This window comes from Mycobacterium sp. 1245111.1, from assembly GCF_001673405.1.
Classification (GTDB): domain Bacteria; phylum Actinomycetota; class Actinomycetes; order Mycobacteriales; family Mycobacteriaceae; genus Mycobacterium.
The window spans coordinates 62,858-79,818 of sequence record NZ_LZLV01000153.1 but is presented as its reverse complement, the minus strand read 5'-3'; the positions used below and the strand labels follow the sequence as shown (position 1 = coordinate 79,818).

General features: G+C 66.4%; 17 protein-coding genes and 1 pseudogene. 10 read left to right on the top strand and 8 right to left on the bottom strand.

Features of this window, described 5'->3' with window-relative positions:
- Nucleotides 1-76 precede the first annotated feature (76 nt).
- Nucleotides 77-274: pseudogene (locus tag A5658_RS29025) on the bottom strand (MMPL family transporter); the annotation flags it as partial.
- Between the two features lie 37 nt (nucleotides 275-311).
- Between A5658_RS29025 and A5658_RS29020 the strand changes: the two are divergent.
- The gene (locus A5658_RS29020) at nucleotides 312-632 is read left to right on the top strand and encodes a hypothetical protein (RefSeq protein WP_067342089.1); all 321 of its coding nucleotides are present in this window, start codon (nucleotides 312-314) and stop codon (nucleotides 630-632) included.
- 5 nt (nucleotides 633-637) lie between these two features.
- Here the strand turns inward: A5658_RS29020 and A5658_RS25715 are convergent, their stop codons facing one another.
- Entirely contained in the window at nucleotides 638-1,279 is a 642-nt protein-coding gene (locus A5658_RS25715) for a helix-turn-helix domain-containing protein (RefSeq protein ID WP_067342087.1), read from the bottom strand.
- A gap of 110 nt (nucleotides 1,280-1,389) precedes the next feature.
- Between A5658_RS25715 and A5658_RS25710 the strand changes: the two genes are divergently transcribed.
- From A5658_RS25710 to A5658_RS25675, 8 genes are all read left to right on the top strand, one after another.
- Nucleotides 1,390-1,941, top strand: a complete 552-nt coding sequence (locus A5658_RS25710) for a DUF302 domain-containing protein (RefSeq protein WP_082993423.1) — start codon at nucleotides 1,390-1,392, stop codon at nucleotides 1,939-1,941.
- Nucleotides 1,934-2,812, top strand: a complete 879-nt coding sequence (locus A5658_RS25705; RefSeq protein WP_067342085.1) for an alpha/beta fold hydrolase — start codon at nucleotides 1,934-1,936, stop codon at nucleotides 2,810-2,812. The genes A5658_RS25710 and A5658_RS25705 overlap by 8 nt, the downstream gene beginning before the upstream one ends.
- A 24-nt stretch (nucleotides 2,813-2,836) precedes the next feature.
- A complete protein-coding gene (locus A5658_RS25700) occupies nucleotides 2,837-3,568 on the top strand; it encodes a hypothetical protein (protein ID WP_067342083.1) in 732 nt (243 codons plus the stop codon).
- A 63-nt stretch (nucleotides 3,569-3,631) separates the two neighbouring features.
- On the top strand, nucleotides 3,632-4,444 hold the full coding sequence (locus A5658_RS25695) for a class I SAM-dependent methyltransferase (RefSeq protein WP_067342258.1): 813 nt from the start codon (nucleotides 3,632-3,634) through the stop codon (nucleotides 4,442-4,444).
- Between the two features lie 112 nt (nucleotides 4,445-4,556).
- Nucleotides 4,557-5,447: a TauD/TfdA family dioxygenase gene (locus tag A5658_RS25690; RefSeq protein ID WP_067342082.1), complete on the top strand. Its 891-nt coding sequence runs from the start codon at nucleotides 4,557-4,559 to the stop codon at nucleotides 5,445-5,447.
- 70 nt (nucleotides 5,448-5,517) lie between these two features.
- Complete coding sequence (locus tag A5658_RS25685) at nucleotides 5,518-6,129, top strand: TetR/AcrR family transcriptional regulator (RefSeq protein WP_067342081.1); 612 nt, start codon at nucleotides 5,518-5,520, stop codon at nucleotides 6,127-6,129.
- A 147-nt stretch (nucleotides 6,130-6,276) separates the two neighbouring features.
- Entirely contained in the window at nucleotides 6,277-7,020 is a 744-nt protein-coding gene (locus A5658_RS25680; protein ID WP_067342079.1) for a beta-phosphoglucomutase family hydrolase, read from the top strand.
- Entirely contained in the window at nucleotides 7,021-9,408 is a 2,388-nt protein-coding gene (locus A5658_RS25675) for a glycoside hydrolase family 65 protein (RefSeq protein WP_067342077.1), read from the top strand. It begins immediately after the preceding gene.
- A gap of 5 nt (nucleotides 9,409-9,413) precedes the next feature.
- On the opposite strand, the gene A5658_RS25670 is transcribed toward A5658_RS25675, so the two are convergent.
- The 3 genes from A5658_RS25670 to guaB are packed head-to-tail and all read right to left on the bottom strand — an operon-like array spanning nucleotide 9,414 to nucleotide 13,963.
- Complete coding sequence (locus tag A5658_RS25670; protein WP_067342075.1) at nucleotides 9,414-11,201, bottom strand: GMC family oxidoreductase; 1,788 nt, start codon at nucleotides 11,199-11,201, stop codon at nucleotides 9,414-9,416.
- Between the two features lie 16 nt (nucleotides 11,202-11,217).
- Nucleotides 11,218-12,345, bottom strand: a complete 1,128-nt coding sequence (locus A5658_RS25665) for a GuaB3 family IMP dehydrogenase-related protein (RefSeq protein ID WP_156751658.1) — start codon at nucleotides 12,343-12,345, stop codon at nucleotides 11,218-11,220.
- 28 nt (nucleotides 12,346-12,373) lie between these two features.
- Complete coding sequence (guaB, locus tag A5658_RS25660) at nucleotides 12,374-13,963, bottom strand: IMP dehydrogenase (RefSeq protein ID WP_067342072.1); 1,590 nt, start codon at nucleotides 13,961-13,963, stop codon at nucleotides 12,374-12,376.
- A gap of 222 nt (nucleotides 13,964-14,185) precedes the next feature.
- On the opposite strand from guaB, the gene A5658_RS25655 reads away from it, so the two are divergent.
- A complete protein-coding gene (locus A5658_RS25655) occupies nucleotides 14,186-14,593 on the top strand; it encodes a DUF5319 domain-containing protein (protein ID WP_067342070.1) in 408 nt (135 codons plus the stop codon).
- Nucleotides 14,594-14,607: 14 nt separating this feature from the next.
- Here A5658_RS25655 and A5658_RS25650 read toward each other — a convergent pair whose 3' ends face one another.
- From A5658_RS25650 to A5658_RS25640, 3 genes are all read right to left on the bottom strand, one after another.
- Nucleotides 14,608-15,288: an anti-sigma-D factor RsdA gene (locus A5658_RS25650; protein ID WP_067342068.1), complete on the bottom strand. Its 681-nt coding sequence runs from the start codon at nucleotides 15,286-15,288 to the stop codon at nucleotides 14,608-14,610.
- Nucleotides 15,281-15,859, bottom strand: coding sequence for a sigma-70 family RNA polymerase sigma factor (locus A5658_RS25645; RefSeq protein ID WP_067342067.1), 579 nt, complete (start codon nucleotides 15,857-15,859; stop codon nucleotides 15,281-15,283). The genes A5658_RS25650 and A5658_RS25645 overlap by 8 nt, the downstream gene beginning before the upstream one ends.
- Nucleotides 15,860-15,942: 83 nt before the next feature.
- Nucleotides 15,943-16,752: a hypothetical protein gene (locus A5658_RS25640; RefSeq protein ID WP_156751657.1), complete on the bottom strand. Its 810-nt coding sequence runs from the start codon at nucleotides 16,750-16,752 to the stop codon at nucleotides 15,943-15,945.
- Between the last annotated feature and the right edge of the window lie 209 nt (nucleotides 16,753-16,961).

The window sequence follows — 16,961 nt, the reverse complement described above, 5'->3', positions numbered from 1 at the left end:
GTGCTGCAGCCAGCGCACCCGCCTCGGCGGCTCCAGCGAGATCACGCGGCACAGCGCGGTGTCGTCGCGGCCGACGCGCGGCCCGTTTGATCGCGTCGACGTGCGAGATGCCTTCGGGCGTTGCGGGATCCCCGTCGTGGGTGATGATGAAACGCGCCGCCCTGCCGTCGGGCGACAGGAACCCGTCAGGCCGCGTTTGAAGTCGGGGTTGTCGAACACTTCCGGCGGCAGGTAGAAGGAACCGTCGTTTTTTCGCCGCATCGAACGCCTGGCCCCATCGCGGACGCGTTCTGCTGCGTGGCGTCGTCCGCATGGCCGATGTCGCGTCCATGATCGGTGGCAGCAACGAAATCACTTGCGGCATCAGGATATCCAGCTTGTCGGTATCATTGACCAAGCCGCCCAGGTCACCGGTGAGCTTGTCGACGCCGTCGGGCGAATCGAATATTGAGCTGGACTGGGCCGAGCAGCAATTCCACGCCATGGGTCGCCGCGACGCCCGCGACTTGGCGCTTCAACTCGTCATCTCCTACGAGGGCAGTGCGGTACTGACCAACGCGTTGGCGCAGCCGGAACTCATGGCTCATGAGGCCCGACGCCTCGAGAAATGGATCAACGCGCTACAGGCGTGATCGGCCTACAGCGAAAACGCCGCGCGCAGCGCGTCGACGGCGTCGGCTTCACCATCGAAGACGATGCGCTTCAGCGCTGCTTTGCGCTTGGCGTCGGTGGCCCCCAACCGGGCGGTCGCGAGATCGTCGGCGCTCGCCGTGACCGTCACGTCAGGTTGGCGGCGTGCCGCGGCGAGCTGACCGTGATTCAGCGCGAATTCGAAACGGCGACCGTCGATGTCGACGCGGTAGTCCCCAGTCACGTTCGCGGCTTTCACCGCGTTGAACGGGACCACGAACCCGGCGAGAAACCCCGTCAACGGCGTCACCGGCCCACCGTCGATCAAGTCCAGGCGATCCAAGCCGAGCCAGGCGATGCTCTGCAGGACGCATGGGACTCGCTGCCAGCCCACATCGCTGAGGCTGTAGACCGTGCGCGCGACCGGGGGCGGCAACTCGGCTCGGTCGACGAGCCCGGCGTCCTGTAGCTCCTTGAGGCGCTCGGCAAGCAGATTGGTCGCAATACCCGGCAACTCCGCACGCAGGTCGCTGTAGCGACGCGGGCCTCCGAACAACTCCCGCAGGATCAGCATCGTCCACCGCTCGCCGAGGATGTCGAGCCCCTTGGCGACCGGGCAGTTCTGGTTGTAGCTCTTGCGGCCTGCCATGCCAGCCATATTACCAGCGCACACTTCTTTATCAAACTTCTGCTTGAAAAAGTTATCTACTAGGTTTAGATTCAAGCTCAAGTAATCGGCCACGTGAGGAAAGGCGATCCGTGACTCAATCTGTTGCCGGCCCGACCGGCGCCCGCGTCGTCGTCCACCAGGTCAATCGTCTGGTCAGCGACTCCGACAGTGGCTTCGACGATCTGTGCCGGCACTACGAGGAAATCGTTCCCGATATCGGTTCAGATGACCTGAGAGCCCTGCTCGACCGGGGCGACCTGGACGAAGTGGTGCGCTACACCGCGGAACACACGCCGCATACGTTTGCCCGGTTTTGGTCTTTGGACCCGACACCGATGATGCGGCTACTCGGGCACGAGACCCGAGTGATGACCTACATGATGGGCAACAACGTGGTCGTGGAGAGGATGTACCGCCACAATCCGGCGGTCATGCTCTACGCCCCGCTTCGCACCGCGATCTATGAGGATGCAGCCGGCGCAACCCATTTCAGCATCGACCAACCCTCGACACGGTTCGCCAGCTTTGGAGATCCCCGCATCGCCGAGGTTGGCCTCCTGCTCGACGCCAAGGTCGCCGAGCTGCTGGCGCTGCTGGGGCTGCCGGTGCCCAGCGAACTCGAACGCCAGCACCATGAATGAACCCATCGAACGGCTGCTCGACTGCGACGGTGGGAGGTTGTACGTACGGGACCACCCCGGCCGCCCTCCGGCGATCGTGGCGATGCACGGCTTTCCCGACGACTCGCGTATCTACGACCGGCTCATCGGTCCGCTCGACCCACAGCGGGTGGTGACATTCGACTGGATCGGCTACGGGCGATCAAGCCGGCGCCCCTCGGGAAAATCGAGCACCATCAGCCGTCAGCGAGAGCTTTTGGCCGTCTGCGACGCCCTAGAACTCGAGCAGGCGGTGCTGGTCGGACACGACGCATCGGGACCCGAAGCCATCGAGTTCGCCTTGGCCCACCCGGAACGCGTCGCAGGGCTGGTGCTGCTGAACACTTACTTCGGGCGGAGGCCGAACCTTCGGTTACCCGAAATGATCGCTCTGATGGCCGATCCCGCGTTGACACCGTTGACCGACGCTCTCGTCGACGACCCCGACCAGCGGCTGTGGCTGTTGGCCTACACCGGCCGCCGCTTCGGCCTCGACGGAAGCCTTCCCCCCGACGGCATCGGCGTGACCTCTGTCGTGCCGCAATTTTTCGGCGACACCGGCCAACCAGATGCCCTCGCCGAAATCCGTTCATGGACCGGCGGTCTCCGCGCGGCCCTCGACCGGCAGGATGCCGTGATCGCATCGGGCCGGCTGCAGCCGCTCCAAGTGCCGGTATCGGTGATTTTCGGCCGCGACGATCCGAATCTGACCCCTGCTGTGGCACAACACATCTGCGACCTGTTCACGAATTCCGAAGTACACCTGATCGATCGCGCATCCCACTGGCCCCAATGGGATCAACCCGTTGAGGTTGCCGATCTCATCAAGCGTTCCATTTCCACGCCTGTCTAACCCCCAATCATTAAGGAGATAACGATGAGCAGCGAGCTTCTCGACGATGTGCTGGAAGCCCACGGCGGGCTGGCGAACTGGGACCGCGTCAGCGCGGTCACCGCCGAGATCACGGTCGGAGGGCCGTTCTGGGCCCCGCGAGGCTGGCCGGACCTCGCGCCCACGCTGACGGTCGCGATGGCCGCCCACCGCGAACACATCACGACGACACCTTTTCCCGGGCCTGATCAGCGCGCGGTGTTCGACGTGGATCCGGAACGGCTGACCATTCACACTGCCGGCGGGAAAGTCGTTGAGGAGCGCGACGACCCGCGGCCGAGCTTTCCCCCGTTTGACCTGCAGACCACCACGTGGGATGCGATCCACATCGCGTACTTCACCAGCTGCGCAAACTGGAACTACTTCACCCAGCCGTTCAGCCTGACCTACCCCGGCGTGCAGGTCGACGAAATCCAGCCGTGGTGGGAGGGTGACGAAACCTGGCGGCGCCTCGCCGTGCACTTTCCGCCGGACATGCCTAACCACAACGCCGATCAGGTCTTCTACTACGACGACAACTTCATGCTGCGTCGGATGGACTACGCCGCCGATGCGACCGGCAATGCTCCCGTCGCGCACTACACCGACGACCACAAGACTTTCGACGAGTTCGTCTTCCCGACCCGCCGCCGGATTTACCGGAGCGGGGACGACGGCGTCGCCGACCAACGCCTCGCGATCATCACCGTGGATGTGTCCTCGGTCCGCGTCGAGTAAGCGCCATGACGCGCATCCTCCCGCAAGCGCTCGAATGACCCAACGAGAGAAGGAAATCCAATGATGACCAACAGCCAAATCCCGGCGCAGTATTCGACTGGCCTGTCTCAGAGCAACATTGAGCACGCCCTCGTCGCCGCCGGCAAAGACCTAGACCAGCTTCAGCCGGCAGACCTCGCGATGCTGGAGGACTTCCACACGATGGGTCGTATTGCGACGAGCCAATTGGTGGATCTGGTGGGCATTTCACGTGACGACCAGGTGCTCGACGCCGGCAGCGGCATCGGCGGAACTGCTCGCTTTGTCGCCGGCCAGCGTGGGTGCCAAGTCACGGCTGTCGATCTGACCGAGGAGTATTGCGAAACGGCACGTTGGCTGAACGGACTTGTCGGGTTGGACGAACTGATTTCGGTCCAGCAAGCAGATGTCACCGAATTACCCTTCGCCGATGCAACTTTCGACGTGGTGGTGAGCCAACATGTCCAGATGAACATCGCGGACAAGCCCAGCCTCTATCGCGAAGTGCGCCGAGTGCTGGGCAGCGAGGGCCGGCTTGCCTTGTGGGACATCACAATTGGGAATCCCGGCGAACTCGACTACCCGTTGCCGTGGGCTGACGGCTCAGGGGTCAGCCACCTGGCCACTCCAGAGGAACTGCGCAGGGTCGTCGAGTCGGCCGGGTTTGCGATCGCCCAGTGGAACGACTTGACCGACCAGGCGGCCACGTTGATGCAAGCACTCTTGGCGCTGCCGCCCAGCCCGCTCGGACTGCAGGCCTTCGTCTCCGATTTTGCGCGGAAAGCCCAGAACCTCACGGCCGCCCTGTCCGACGGCCGGCTCCGCGCTATCCAGGGCGTCGCCCGCGCGATCGGCTAGGGCCGCCGCACAGATAGCCGGTCCGCGCTTGACCTTGCCGTAGTCATATGTCTACACTCACTTTCATCGCTCTGTAGTCAAGTGACTACAGACAAGGTTGAAAGGATCTCCCATGGCGATGACCGTGACCCAGTTGGGCAGCCGGACCGGCGCCCGCATCGACGGCGTGCGGCTCTCCGGCGATCTCGACGCCAGCACCGTCGCAGACATCCGCAAGGCGCTACTACGACACAAGGTGATCTTCTTCAAAGGCCAACACCACCTGGACGACGCCGGGCAGCACGCCTTCGCGTCACGCATCGGAACACCTATCGCCCATCCCGCGGTGCAGCAGGAGAATATGCCGGTCATCACGCCGATCAGCTCGGAGTACGGCAAGGCGAATCGCTGGCACACCGACGTCACGTTCGTCGCGAACTACCCGGCCGCATCGGTGCTGCGCGCCGTCGCCCTGCCGAGTTACGGCGGATCGACGCTGTGGACCAACACCGCCGCGGCCTACGCGGAGCTGCCAAACTCCCTCAAGCACCTCGCCGACAATCTCTGGGCGTTGCACAGCAACCGGTTCGACTACATCGCGCCGCCCGAGGCGCAGACCGACCACCAGGCGTCCTTCCGGGCCCGCTTCGAGAAGATCGACTTCCGCACCGAGCATCCCGTCGTGCGGGTGCATCCCGAGACCGGCGAACGCACCTTGGTGGCCGGCAACTTCGTCCGCGGATTCGTCGGACTGGACAGCTACGAGTCGCACACCCTGCTCGAATTGCTCCAACGCCGAATCACCATGCCGGAGAACACAGTTCGATGGAATTGGGAAGCCGGTGACGTCGCCGTCTGGGACAACCGTGCCACCCAACACCGAGCCGTCGACGACTACGACGACCAGTACCGGCTGATGAACCGTGTCACCGTGCAGGGCGACGTGCCGGTCGACATCCACGGCCAGCGCAGCCGGGTGATCAGCGGGGCGCCGTTGCAGGCGGTGGACAGCGCCGCGAGCTGAGTGGGCCGCGAGCTGATGGGTCTGCCCACTCATCGCAAGCGCTGGTCAGGGCCAAGGTACGGTCACGCCCATGACTTCCGCTGATGCCAGCACGCGCGAACGTCTGCTGGAAGCGGCCATGGCGCTGTTCGCCCGTCAGGGGTATGCCTCCACGTCGATCGCCGACATCCAGCAGGCGTGCGGGCTCTCGCCCGGATCCGGCGCGCTGTACAAGCATTTCCCGTCGAAAAAGGCGCTGCTCCAGGAAGCGACCCGCCGCCAGGTGGAGCAGATGGGCGCCATGCGTGACGACTACAACCGGACGCGCCCAACAGACACTCGAGGAGCGTTGCGCCAAGGCGCCGAGCAGATCTGGGCCAGCATCGACTCCAACTCACAATTGCTGCGGGTGATGTTCCGTGAGCCCGAGGCGATCGAAGACATGATCGACGACCTGTGGTCGGCGGCAGCCAGCACCGCCTACCAGCGAATGGGACGTGCGCTGACGGCGGCCAAGGACGCCGGCGTCGCGCTGGCCGACGACCCCGAGGCGACCGCCACGGTGTTGGTCGCAGCCCTGGCGTACCTGCCGATCGCGCAATTGCTAGTCGGGCGAACGCCCGGCAACATGGACGCCCAGCGGTTCCGCGAGGCGTGGCTGCGATTGGCCGAAGGGGTGTTCACTGGCACACCGTCGACCTGACGGCTCGACGCAAGGTCGGGCAAACGAACGCCGGGAAAACACTCGGCCAGTGGAACGGCTGGCGAACCAGCATCGGGCATGGTGAGGTAATAACTGCTCACGGCAGAAACCATCCCCGGCCGTAGTCACCAAGAAGGGAGGCCCGCCTTGCTGGGTCTACCGGACGCCGTCCACGCTTGCCTGTTCGATCTCGACGGTGTGCTCACCGACACTGCAAGCGTGCACACCAAGGCCTGGAAGGTGATGTTCGATGCCTTCCTGAAGCAGCATGCCGAGCAGAGTGGCCAGCCGTTCGTGCCATTCGACCCGGTCGACGACTACCTGAAATACGTCGACGGCAAGAAGCGCGAAGACGGTGTGCGTTCGTTTTTGGCCAGCCGCGGCATCGAGCTGCCCGACGGTGCCCCCGACGACTCCGGCGACAAGAACACCGTCTACGGCCTGGGCACCCGCAAAAACGACGCCTTCCAGGAGACGCTGCACAAGGACGGCGTCAAGGTGTTCGAAGGGTCGCGGCGCTACCTGGAAAAGGTGGCCGCCGCCGGGTTGGCCACCGCGGTGGTGTCGTCGAGTGCCAATACCCGCGAGGTGCTGGAGATCACCGGGCTCGAGAAGTACATCCAGCAGCGCGTCGACGGTGTGACGCTGCGCGAGGAGCACATCGCGGGCAAGCCGGCCCCCGACTCTTTCCTGCGCGCCGCGCAATTGCTCAACGTTCCCGCCGCCGAAGCCGCGGTGTTCGAAGACGCGCTCTCCGGGGTGGAGGCCGGTCGCGCCGGCGACTTCGGCTACGTCGTCGGTGTCGACCGGGTGGGCCAGGCCGACGAATTGCGCAGCCACGGAGCCGATGTCGTGGTCACCGACCTCGGCGATCTGATTCAGGAGGCATAGATGATCAACGAAGACGCCTTCCCCGTCGAACCCTGGCACGTCCGGGAAACCAAGCTCGACTTGAATATGTTGGCTCAGTCTGAGTCGCTTTTCGCTCTTTCCAACGGGCACATCGGATTACGCGGCAACTTCGACGAAGGTGAGCCGCACGGACTGCCGGGCACCTACCTGAATTCGTTCTACGAAGTCCGGCCGTTGCCGTACGCGGAGGGCGGGTTCGGTTATCCCGAAGCCGGTCAGACCGTCGTAGACGTCAGCAATGGCAAAGTGTTTCGCCTCATGGTCAACGACGAGCTGTTCGACGTCCGCTACGGCCAATTGATCGACCACGAGCGGATTCTCGATATGAGGGCTGGAACGCTGGAGCGCCGCGTGCAGTGGCGTTCGCCCGCGGGCCGGCAGGTGAAAGTGACGTCGACCCGGCTGGTGTCGCTCGCCCATCGCAGCGTCGCCGCGATCGAGTACATAGTCGAGGCCGTCGACGAATTCATCCGTGTCACAGTGCAATCCGAGCTCGTCAGCAACGAGGACCAGCCGGAGACCTCGAGCGACCCCCGGGTCGCCGCGGTGCTGGACCAGCCGCTGGAGGCGGTCGATCATGAGGTCACCGACAACCGCGCGGTGCTGATGCACCGCACCCGGGCCAGCGGGCTGATGATGTCGGCCGCGATGGATCACGAGATCGAGGTCCCGGGGCGCGTCGAGGTACAGACCGAAGCTCGCCCAGATCTGGCCCGCACCACCGTGATCTGCGGGCTGCGCCCGGGCCAGCGTCTGCGCATCGTGAAGTACCTGGCCTACGGATGGTCGAGCCTGCGCTCCCGGCCCGCACTGCGCGACCAGGCCGCGGGTGCGCTCGCCGGCGCCCGCTACGCCGGATGGAAGGGGTTGCTCGAGGCACAACGCGAATACCTCGACAACTTCTGGGACAACGCCGACGTCGAGGTCGAGGGCGACCCGGTGATCCAGCAGGCCGTGCGGTTCGGGCTCTTTCACCTGGTGCAGGCGAGTGCACGTGCCGAAGGCCGCGGCATTCCGAGTAAGGGGCTCACCGGCACCGGCTACGACGGCCACATCTTTTGGGACAGTGAGGGATACGTTCTACCCGTCCTTACCTACACGTTGCCGCACGCGGCCGCTGACTCTCTGCGCTGGCGGGCGTCGACGCTGGATCTGGCCAGGGATCGCGCGGTCGAACTCGGCCTTGAAGGTGCGGCATTCCCATGGCGGACGATTCGCGGTCAGGAATGCTCGGGTTACTGGCCGGCGGGAACCGCGGCCTTCCACATCAACGCCGACATCGCGATGGCGTTCGAGCGGTATCGCATCGTTACCGGCGACCAGTCGCTGGAAATCGAGTGCGGGCTCGAGGTGCTGATTGAGACGGCTCGGCTGTGGCGCTCGCTCGGCCATCACGACCGGCACGGCGTGTGGCACATCGACGGGGTCACCGGTCCCGACGAGTACACGGCGATCGTGCGCGACAACGTCTTCACGAATCTGATGGCGGCACACAATCTTCAGGTCGCCGCTGCCGCATGCGCCCGCCATCCGGAGCAGGCCCGCACGTTCGGTGTGACCACCGAGGAGACGGCTGCCTGGCGTAACGCGGCGAACGCGGCCAACGTCCCCTACGACGAAGAGCTCGGCGTGCATCAGCAATGCGAAGGCTTCACCACCTTCGCCGAGTGGGACTTCGAAAACAGGAATCAGTATCCGCTGCTGCTTCACGAACCCTACGTGCGGCTCTACCCCGCGCAGGTGATCAAGCAGGCCGACCTGGTGTTGGCGATGCAGTGGCAGAGTCACGCGTTCACTCCGGAGCAAAAGGCGCGCAACGTCGACTATTACGAGCGGCGGATGGTCCGCGACTCGTCGCTGTCGGCGTGCACCCAGGCGGTGATGTGTGCCGAGGTCGGCCACCTGGAGCTCGCGCACGACTACGCCTTCGAGGCGGCGCTGATTGACCTGCACGACCTGCACTCCAACACCCGCGACGGCCTGCATATGGCGTCGTTGGCCGGCGCGTGGATGGCCCTGGTCAACGGCTTCGGCGGCCTGCGCGACGATGAAGGCGTGCTCTCACTGGACCCGCAGCTGCCGGATAGCTTCTCGCGCTTGTGTTTCCGATTGAATTGGCAGGAATACCGGCTGACGGTCTCGGTGACCCACAAGGATGTCACCTACACGTTGCGGGACGGGCCCGACGGCGAGTTGAAGATGCGGCATGCCGGCGAGGACCTGGTGCTCAACAGCAATGAGCCGTTGACCGTCGCGATTCAGGAGCGCGAGCCGCTGCTACCGCGGCCGCCGCAGCCGCCGGGCCGCGAGCCGATGCACCGGCGTAGCGGCCTGGGAGCGAAAATTTCGGCCGCCACTCAGAGCTGACCGGTTCAGCCCGCCGGCCTAATACGCCGCTCGTCAGCATCGCTTCGCTCTGCATCGTCGCCGGCGGACTTGACGGGCTCGATCGGCAGCCAGCGCAGCGCCCCCGGGGCCGACGCCGGCACCACCGGCTGGGCCGGCGCAATCGGGTCGAGCCGGCGATAGGGCTCGCCCTGGCGCGGCCGAATGTCGTTCTCCCCCTTGTTCGGCCACAGCGATGCGGCTCGCTCGGCCTGAGCCGAGATCGACAGCGACGGGTTGACGCCGAGGTTGGCCGAGATCGCCGCGCCGTCGACGACCGACAGCGTCGGATAGCCGTAGACCCGGTGATACGGGTCGATCACCCCATGTTCGGCGCTGTCGCCAATCACCGCACCGCCGAGGAAGTGGGCGGTCAGCGGGATGTTGAACAGCTCCCCCCACGTACCGCCCGCCACCCCGTCGATCTTCTCGGCGATGCGACGGGTGACCTCGTTGCCGACCGGGATCCAGGTCGGGTTCGGCTCGCCGTGCCCCTGCTTGCTGACGTAGCGGCGACGGCCCAGCCGCCCGCGTTTGGTGAACGTGGTGATCGAGTTGTCCAAATGCTGCATCACCAATGCGATCACCGTGCGCTCGCTCCACTGACGCGGGTTGAGCATGCGAAGGATGCCGCGCGGATCTTCGCCGGCTTGATCCAGCAACTGCTTCCAGCGCGGCACATCGGTGCCCTGTGGACCCGACCCGTCCGTCATCAACGTCTGCAACAGCCCCATCGCGTTGGAGCCCTTGCCGTAGCGCACCGGCTCGACGTGAGTGTCCGACGTCGGGTGAATCGACGACGTGATCGCGACCCCGTGGGTCAAGTCGAGGTCCGGTTTGACGTTCAATGTCGCTGCGCCGACGATCGATTCGGAGTTGGTGCGGGTCAGCACGCCCAGCTTTTCGGACAGGCCGGGCAGCGTGCCGGTGTCGCGCATTTTGAACAGCAGCTTCTGGGTGTTGTAGGTGCCGGCGGCCAGCACCACATGCCTCGCGGTGAACGTGCGCCTCTTGCGCCGCACGACGCGGCCGGTGTGCTTGGTGCGAACGTCCCAGATCCCGTCGGGCCGCGGCGCGAACCTGGTCACGGTCGTCATCGGATGTATCTGCGCCCCAGCCGATTCCGCGAGGCCGAGGTAATTCTTCAGCAGCGTGTTCTTGGCGCCGTAGCGGCAGCCGGTCATGCACGACCCGCATTCCAGGCAGCCGGTCCGCTCCGGGCCCGCGCCGCCGAAATACGGGTCGGGCACCGTCTCGCCGGGCGTCTTGGTTCCGTTGGGTCCGAAGAACACCCCGACCGGCGTCGGCACGAAGGTGTCGCCCACGCCCATGTCGTCGGCGACTGCTTTCATGAGGCGGTCCGCGTCGGTGAACGTCGGGTTCTCGACCACACCGAGCATCCGCTTGGCTTGCTCGTAGTGCGGCGTCAACTCCGCGCGCCAATCGGTGATGTGCTTCCACTGCGGGTCGTTGAAGAACGGATCCGGCGGGACATACAGGGTATTGGCGTAGTTCAGTGATCCACCGCCAACGCCGGCGCCGGCCAGGATCATGCAGTTCTGCAGCAGGTGGATGCGCTGAATGCCGTAGCACCCGAGCTGCGGCGCCCACAGGAACTTGCGCAGGTTCCACGAGGTCTTGGCGAAGTCCTCGTCGGCGTAGCGGCGGCCCGCCTCGAGCACACCGACCCGGTACCCCTTCTCGGTCAGCCGCAGCGCCATGATGCTGCCGCCAAAACCCGAACCGATGATCAAGACGTCGTAGTCAGGTTCCATCCGGCCAGCGTAGCTCTCAGCTGCCGACCGTCAGCCCGACCTTCTGGAATTCCTTGAGGTCGCAGTAGCCCGACTTGGCCATTGAGCGACGCAGGCCCCCGACGAGGTTCAGTGACCCGAACGGGTCGTCGGACGGCCCGTTGAGCACCTGATCCATCGGCAGCCGTTCGCCGCCGGCGATCTGCAGCAGGGCGCCCCGCGGCAGCGAAGGGTGGGCCGCCGCGGACGGCCAGAACCAGCCCTCGCCCTGCGCTTCGGCGGCCTCGGCGAGCGGGGTGCCCAGCACGACGGCGTCGGCCCCACACGCGATGGCTTTCGCGAGGTCACCGGAGGTGTGGATGTCGCCGTCGGCGAGCACGTGCACGTAGCGGCCGCCGGTCTCGTCGAGGTATTCGCGGCGGGCGGCGGCGGCGTCGGCGATCGCGGTGGCCATCGGCACGCTGATGCCAAGCACCTCGTCGCTGGTGGTCACTCCACTGGTCGAGCCGTAGCCGACGATGACGCCGGCCGCGCCGGTCCGCATCAGGTGCAGCGCGCTGCGGTGGTCGATCACGCCGCCGGCCACCACTGGGACGTCGAGTTCGGAGATGAACGTCTTGAGGTTGAGCGGTTCGCCGTGGCTGTCGACGCGTTCGGCGGACACGATGGTGCCCTGGATGACCAGCAGATCGATACCGGCCGACAGCAGCGCCGGCGTGAGTGCCTGGGCGTTCTGCGGGCTGACCCGGACCGCGGTGGTGACTCCGGCCTCGCGGATGCGGGCCACCGCGGCGCCGAGCAGATCGGGGTCCAGCGGAGCGGCGTGGAACTGTTGCAGCAGCCGGATGGCCGCCGACGGTTCGGGCTCTTTCGACGCCGCTTCGATGACCTGGGCGACCTTGGCCTCGACGTCGGCGTGACGGCCGATCAGCCCTTCGCCGTTGAGCACTCCGAGACCGCCGATCCGCCCGAGTTCGATGGCGAACTCCGGCGACACCAGCGCATCGGTCGGATGCGCCACGATCGGGATCTCGAAGCGGTAGGCGTCGAGTTGCCAGGCCGTCGTGACGTCCTGCGACGAGCGGGTGCGACGCGACGGCACGATGTTTATCTCATCGAGTTCGTATGTGCGCCGGGCGGTTCGGCCCATGCCGATCTCAACCATGTCACGCATGAGCGGTCCTTAGATCAGTTCACCGAGCGTAGTAGTTAGGTGCTTCGGCGGTCATCGTGATGTCGTGCGGATGGCTTTCTTTCAAACCGGCCGCGGTGATGCGGACGAACTGCGCCCGCTGCAATGCCTCGATGGTCTCGGCGCCGGTGTAGCCCATCGCGGCGCGCAGTCCGCCGGTGAGTTGGTGGATCACCGACGCGAGCGGGCCGCGGAACGGCACCCGGCCTTCGATGCCCTCGGGCACCAGCTTGTCCTCCGACAGCGCGTCGTCCTGGAAGTAGCGGTCCTTCGAATAGGACTTAGCCTCGCCCCTGCCCTGCATGGCGCCCAGCGATCCCATGCCGCGGTAGCTCTTGTACTGCTTGCCGTTGACGAAGATCAGCTCGCCGGGCGCTTCACCGGTACCGGCCAGCAGCGAACCCAGCATCGCCGTGGATGCGCCCGCCGCCAGCGCCTTGGCGATGTCGCCGGAGTACTGCAGCCCACCGTCGGCGATCACCGGGACCCCGGCCGGGCCGCAGACCGCGACGGCCTCGAGGATCGCGGTGATCTGCGGGGCGCCGACACCGGCGACCACGCGGGTGGTGCAGATCGACCCCGGGCCGACCCCGACCTTGACCGCGTCCGCGCCGGCCTCGACCAGCGCCGCGGCGCCGGAGCGGGTCGCGACGTTGCCGCCGACGATCTCGACGCGATTGCCGACCTCGGTCTTGAGATGGCGAACCATGTCGAGAACCAGCCGGTTGTGCGCATGGGCGGTGTCGACCACGAGCACGTCGGCGCCCGCGTCGGCCAGCGTCATCGCGCGCACCCAGGCGTCGTCGCCGACTCCGACCGCGGCGGCAACCAGCAGCCGGCCGTCGCTGTCCTTGGTGGCCAGCGGATGCTGCTCGGTCTTGACGAAGTCCTTGACGGTGATCAGGCCGGTCAGCCGGCCGTGGCCGTCGACGATCGGCAGCTTCTCGATCTTGTGCCGGCGCAACAGGCCCAGCGCCGCGTCCGCGCTGACGCCCTCCTGGGCGGTGATCAGCGGGGCTTTGGTCATCACCTCGACGACGTGTTTGGACTGGTCGACCTCGAAGCGCATGTCGCGGTTGGTGATGATGCCGACCAGCTGACCGGCGTCGTCGATGACCGGCAGCCCGGAGATCCGGAACCGGGCACACATCGCGTCCACCTCGGCCAGCGTGTGGTCCGGCTTGCAGGTAACCGGATCGGTGACCATGCCGGCTTCCGAGCGCTTGACGGTCTCGACCTGTCCGGCCTGTTCGGAGATCGGCAGGTTGCGGTGCAAGACGCCGAGGCCACCGGCCCGGGCCATCGCGATCGCCATCCGCGACTCGGTCACGGTGTCCATCGCGGAGCTGACCAGCGGCACCTTCAGCCGGATGTTCTTGGTGAGCTGACTGGAGGTGTCGGCGGTCGCGGGCACCACATCGGAGGCAGCAGGAAGCAGCAGAACGTCGTCGAAGGTCAGTCCCAGCATCGCGATCTTCTGCGGATCGTCACCACCGGTCGGCACCGGATCGTCCGGGAAACCACCGACCCGGGGATACGAGGTGACGATCAGGTCGCCGCTACCTTCGAGACGGGACAAGCCAGATGACATAGCCGGGGCCCTCCCAATACGAGCGCGGACTGATTTGGCCATCCTATCGGCTCTAACGGACAGCGCCGACGACGCGCGCCGCAGAAGTCCGGGCAGACCACGACATGGCAGCTGGGCAGCGGGGTAGATGGCGCGGCGCCTCCTCAGTCCGTTGCACGGACTGCGTCGTGACCGCGCGGGTAGCGCTGGCGTGATCCCCGCCAGGCTGCGTACTGTGGACCCGTGCGCGACTACCTGCCACCCGGTCTGCCACCCGACCCGTTTGCCGACGACCCCTGCGATCCGTCGGCGGCGCTGGATGCTGTCGAGCCCGGCCAGCCGCTGGACCCGCAGGAGCGGATGGCCGTCGAGGCCGACCTCGCTGACCTGGCGGTGTATGAAGCCCTGTTGGCGCACAAGGGAATTCGCGGCCTGGTGGTCTGTTGCGACGAGTGTCAACAGGACCACTACCACGACTGGGACATGTTGCGCGCCAACCTTCTTCAGTTGCTGGTCGACGGCACGGTCCGCCCGCACGAGCCGGCTTATGATCCCGAGCCCGATTCGTACGTGACCTGGGATTACTGCCGCGGATACGCGGACGCCTCACTCAACGAGGCAACTTCTGACACCCCGCTGTCACGGGAATAGCTGCTTCGCCCGCCTCAGCCGCCAATTGGGCTGGGCGCCACGGTGATAACCGGAGCGCCAGGCGGTATCACCGCTACTGAGGCAATCGCACCGGCCTCCGGTGGATGGGCGTTACGGCTGACCACCTTGGCATTCAGCCGGTTGACCTTCTCGATGAGCCCTTGTTTGCGGCCGACGTCCTTCACCGTCTGGACGTGAGCGCCGACGGCGGCCAGCTTCTCGTGGGCCTGATCCCATTGCCCTTGGGCGATCATTTGCTCAACCTGATCCAGATCCGCCTCGGCCGACACCGCGATCTTGTCGTCCTGTACCCAGTCCGGCTCGCCGAACAGCGTCGCGCGCACGCCGTAGAACGCGTCACCCGGCTTGGCCTGGCCCAACACGGCGCCGAAGGCCGCGATGCCGAGGATCGCCGCGGCCGCGGCCGTGACCAACGTCATCCGGCGCTTCGCGCGTCGGCGCCCGGCCAGCGCGCGGCTGAGCACCGCCGCGGCGTCCTGCTCGGCACACAGCTCGGCCGTCGAGCGGCTTCGCAGCTCGTCGCGCCAGTCCTGCAGCAGCCCGGCCAGCTCTCGGTCCCCGGCATCGCCGTCACCGGCGAGGTCGGCGACGTCGACCGGATCGCCATTGGCCAACGCGTCGACGAAACGTGCACTGCGCGCCATCTCATGCGGCCGGTCGAGCTGCTCAGACATAGTCACGCCCCGCGGCGGCAATCGCGGATTTGAGCCGTGCCAGCGCTCGGTGTTGCGCGACGCGCACGGCTCCGGCGGTGCTGCCCACCGCCTGGGCCGTCTCCTCGGCGCTGAGCCCGACCACCACGCGCAGGATCAGGATCTCGCGCTGCGCCTCGGGCAGGATGTCGAGCAGCTCGGACATCCTGGTCACGGAGTCGGCATCGATCGCCGACTGCTCGGGGCCCGGCTGACTCGACAGCCGCTCCGGGACAGACTCGGTGGGGTAGGAGAGATCGCGGCCGACCGCGCGGTAAGCGTCGGCGACCTTGTGCGCGGCGATGCCGTACACGAAAGCCAGGAAGGGGCGGCCGCGATCACGGTAGCGCGGCAACGCCATCACGGCGGCCAAGCAAACCTCCTGTGCCACATCGTCAGCCGACAAATCGCTCCGCTCGAATGTGCCGATACGCGCACGGCAGTATCGGACCACGATCGGTCGGATCGTCTGCAGAACCTCTCGAAGCGCGTCCCGATCGCCTGCGACGGCGTCCGCGACAACCGCGTCGAGACGCTCCTCCTGCGTTGTCATCGGCGGCAACGTCTCCAGCGTTACGACCGGGTTGGCACCCGGCCCTGTGGGATGTCACCTCGACAATAACGACCCGGCGGATTTCAACGCCGTCGCCACGTTCCTCCCCAGCGCTCGACGCGGGCGGCGCACTCGTCGCGGATGTCGCTCAGCTCGGCGATCCGGCCTTCGGCATTGGCAAGGTCGACGAGCAGACAGGCCAGCGCCCAGCGCAACGGAATCAGCCCCAGGTCGCCCGTGAGCTCCAACGCGGCCTCGGCGACGGGCCGTGCGCGGTCCACTGCTCCGGCGCTGCATAGGGCGGCGGCCAGCACCACCTGGCTCTTGGCCCCGTGGCGGGCCGCGCCATCGAGGGTGCTCGCCGCCAACTCGACACCGGCCTCCGCGTTGCGGACCGCGGCGTTGCCGTCACCGCCGGCCATCGCCAACTCGGCCGCGACCCACGCCCGTCGCACTGCGACCCGGTGCGGCGCACATGTCACGAACGGCTCCGCGCGCGTCAGCAGCGTCGCCGCGACGGCCAGCCGCCCGACGCCGAGCGCGTCGGCGGCGAGTCCGATCAGCGCATCGCCGGTGACCTCCGGGTCGTCGCCCGCCTGCGCCAGTGCGCGACCGTCCCAACCGCGGGCCAGGTCATGCCAGCCCAGCTGGCGCAAAAACGACGCCCGCGTGCTGTTCGCGAGCGAGGCCAGCCGACCCGACGGGGCGGCCCGAAGCAGCGCGTCCAGGTCCGCATACGCGCTGCCGTAGCGGCCCTGCCCCGCGGCCGCGACCGCGCGCAACCACAGCTGATCGGGCGAGGTCGCGGCCGGCAGCGGCCAGCGGCCGGGGCGATCGCCGAAGGCAGCGGCCAGCAGTACTGACTCGCCGGACGAGTCGTGAGAGATATGTATCACCACGCGTTACCCGTTAAGACTTCATGGTTTCTGAGTTACACAGGTATTAAATCCGCCGAGGATTGAACATTTTGTGCCTCCCCTGCAATCAGGCCGCCAGCAGCGACATTTGTATATTGCACGCACCTCACATGCACTCTCCGGCTTCAGCGAGGTTTTGAGGCGTATGAACTCAAAGTAAATTCCCAAGCCGCACACGGCTATTC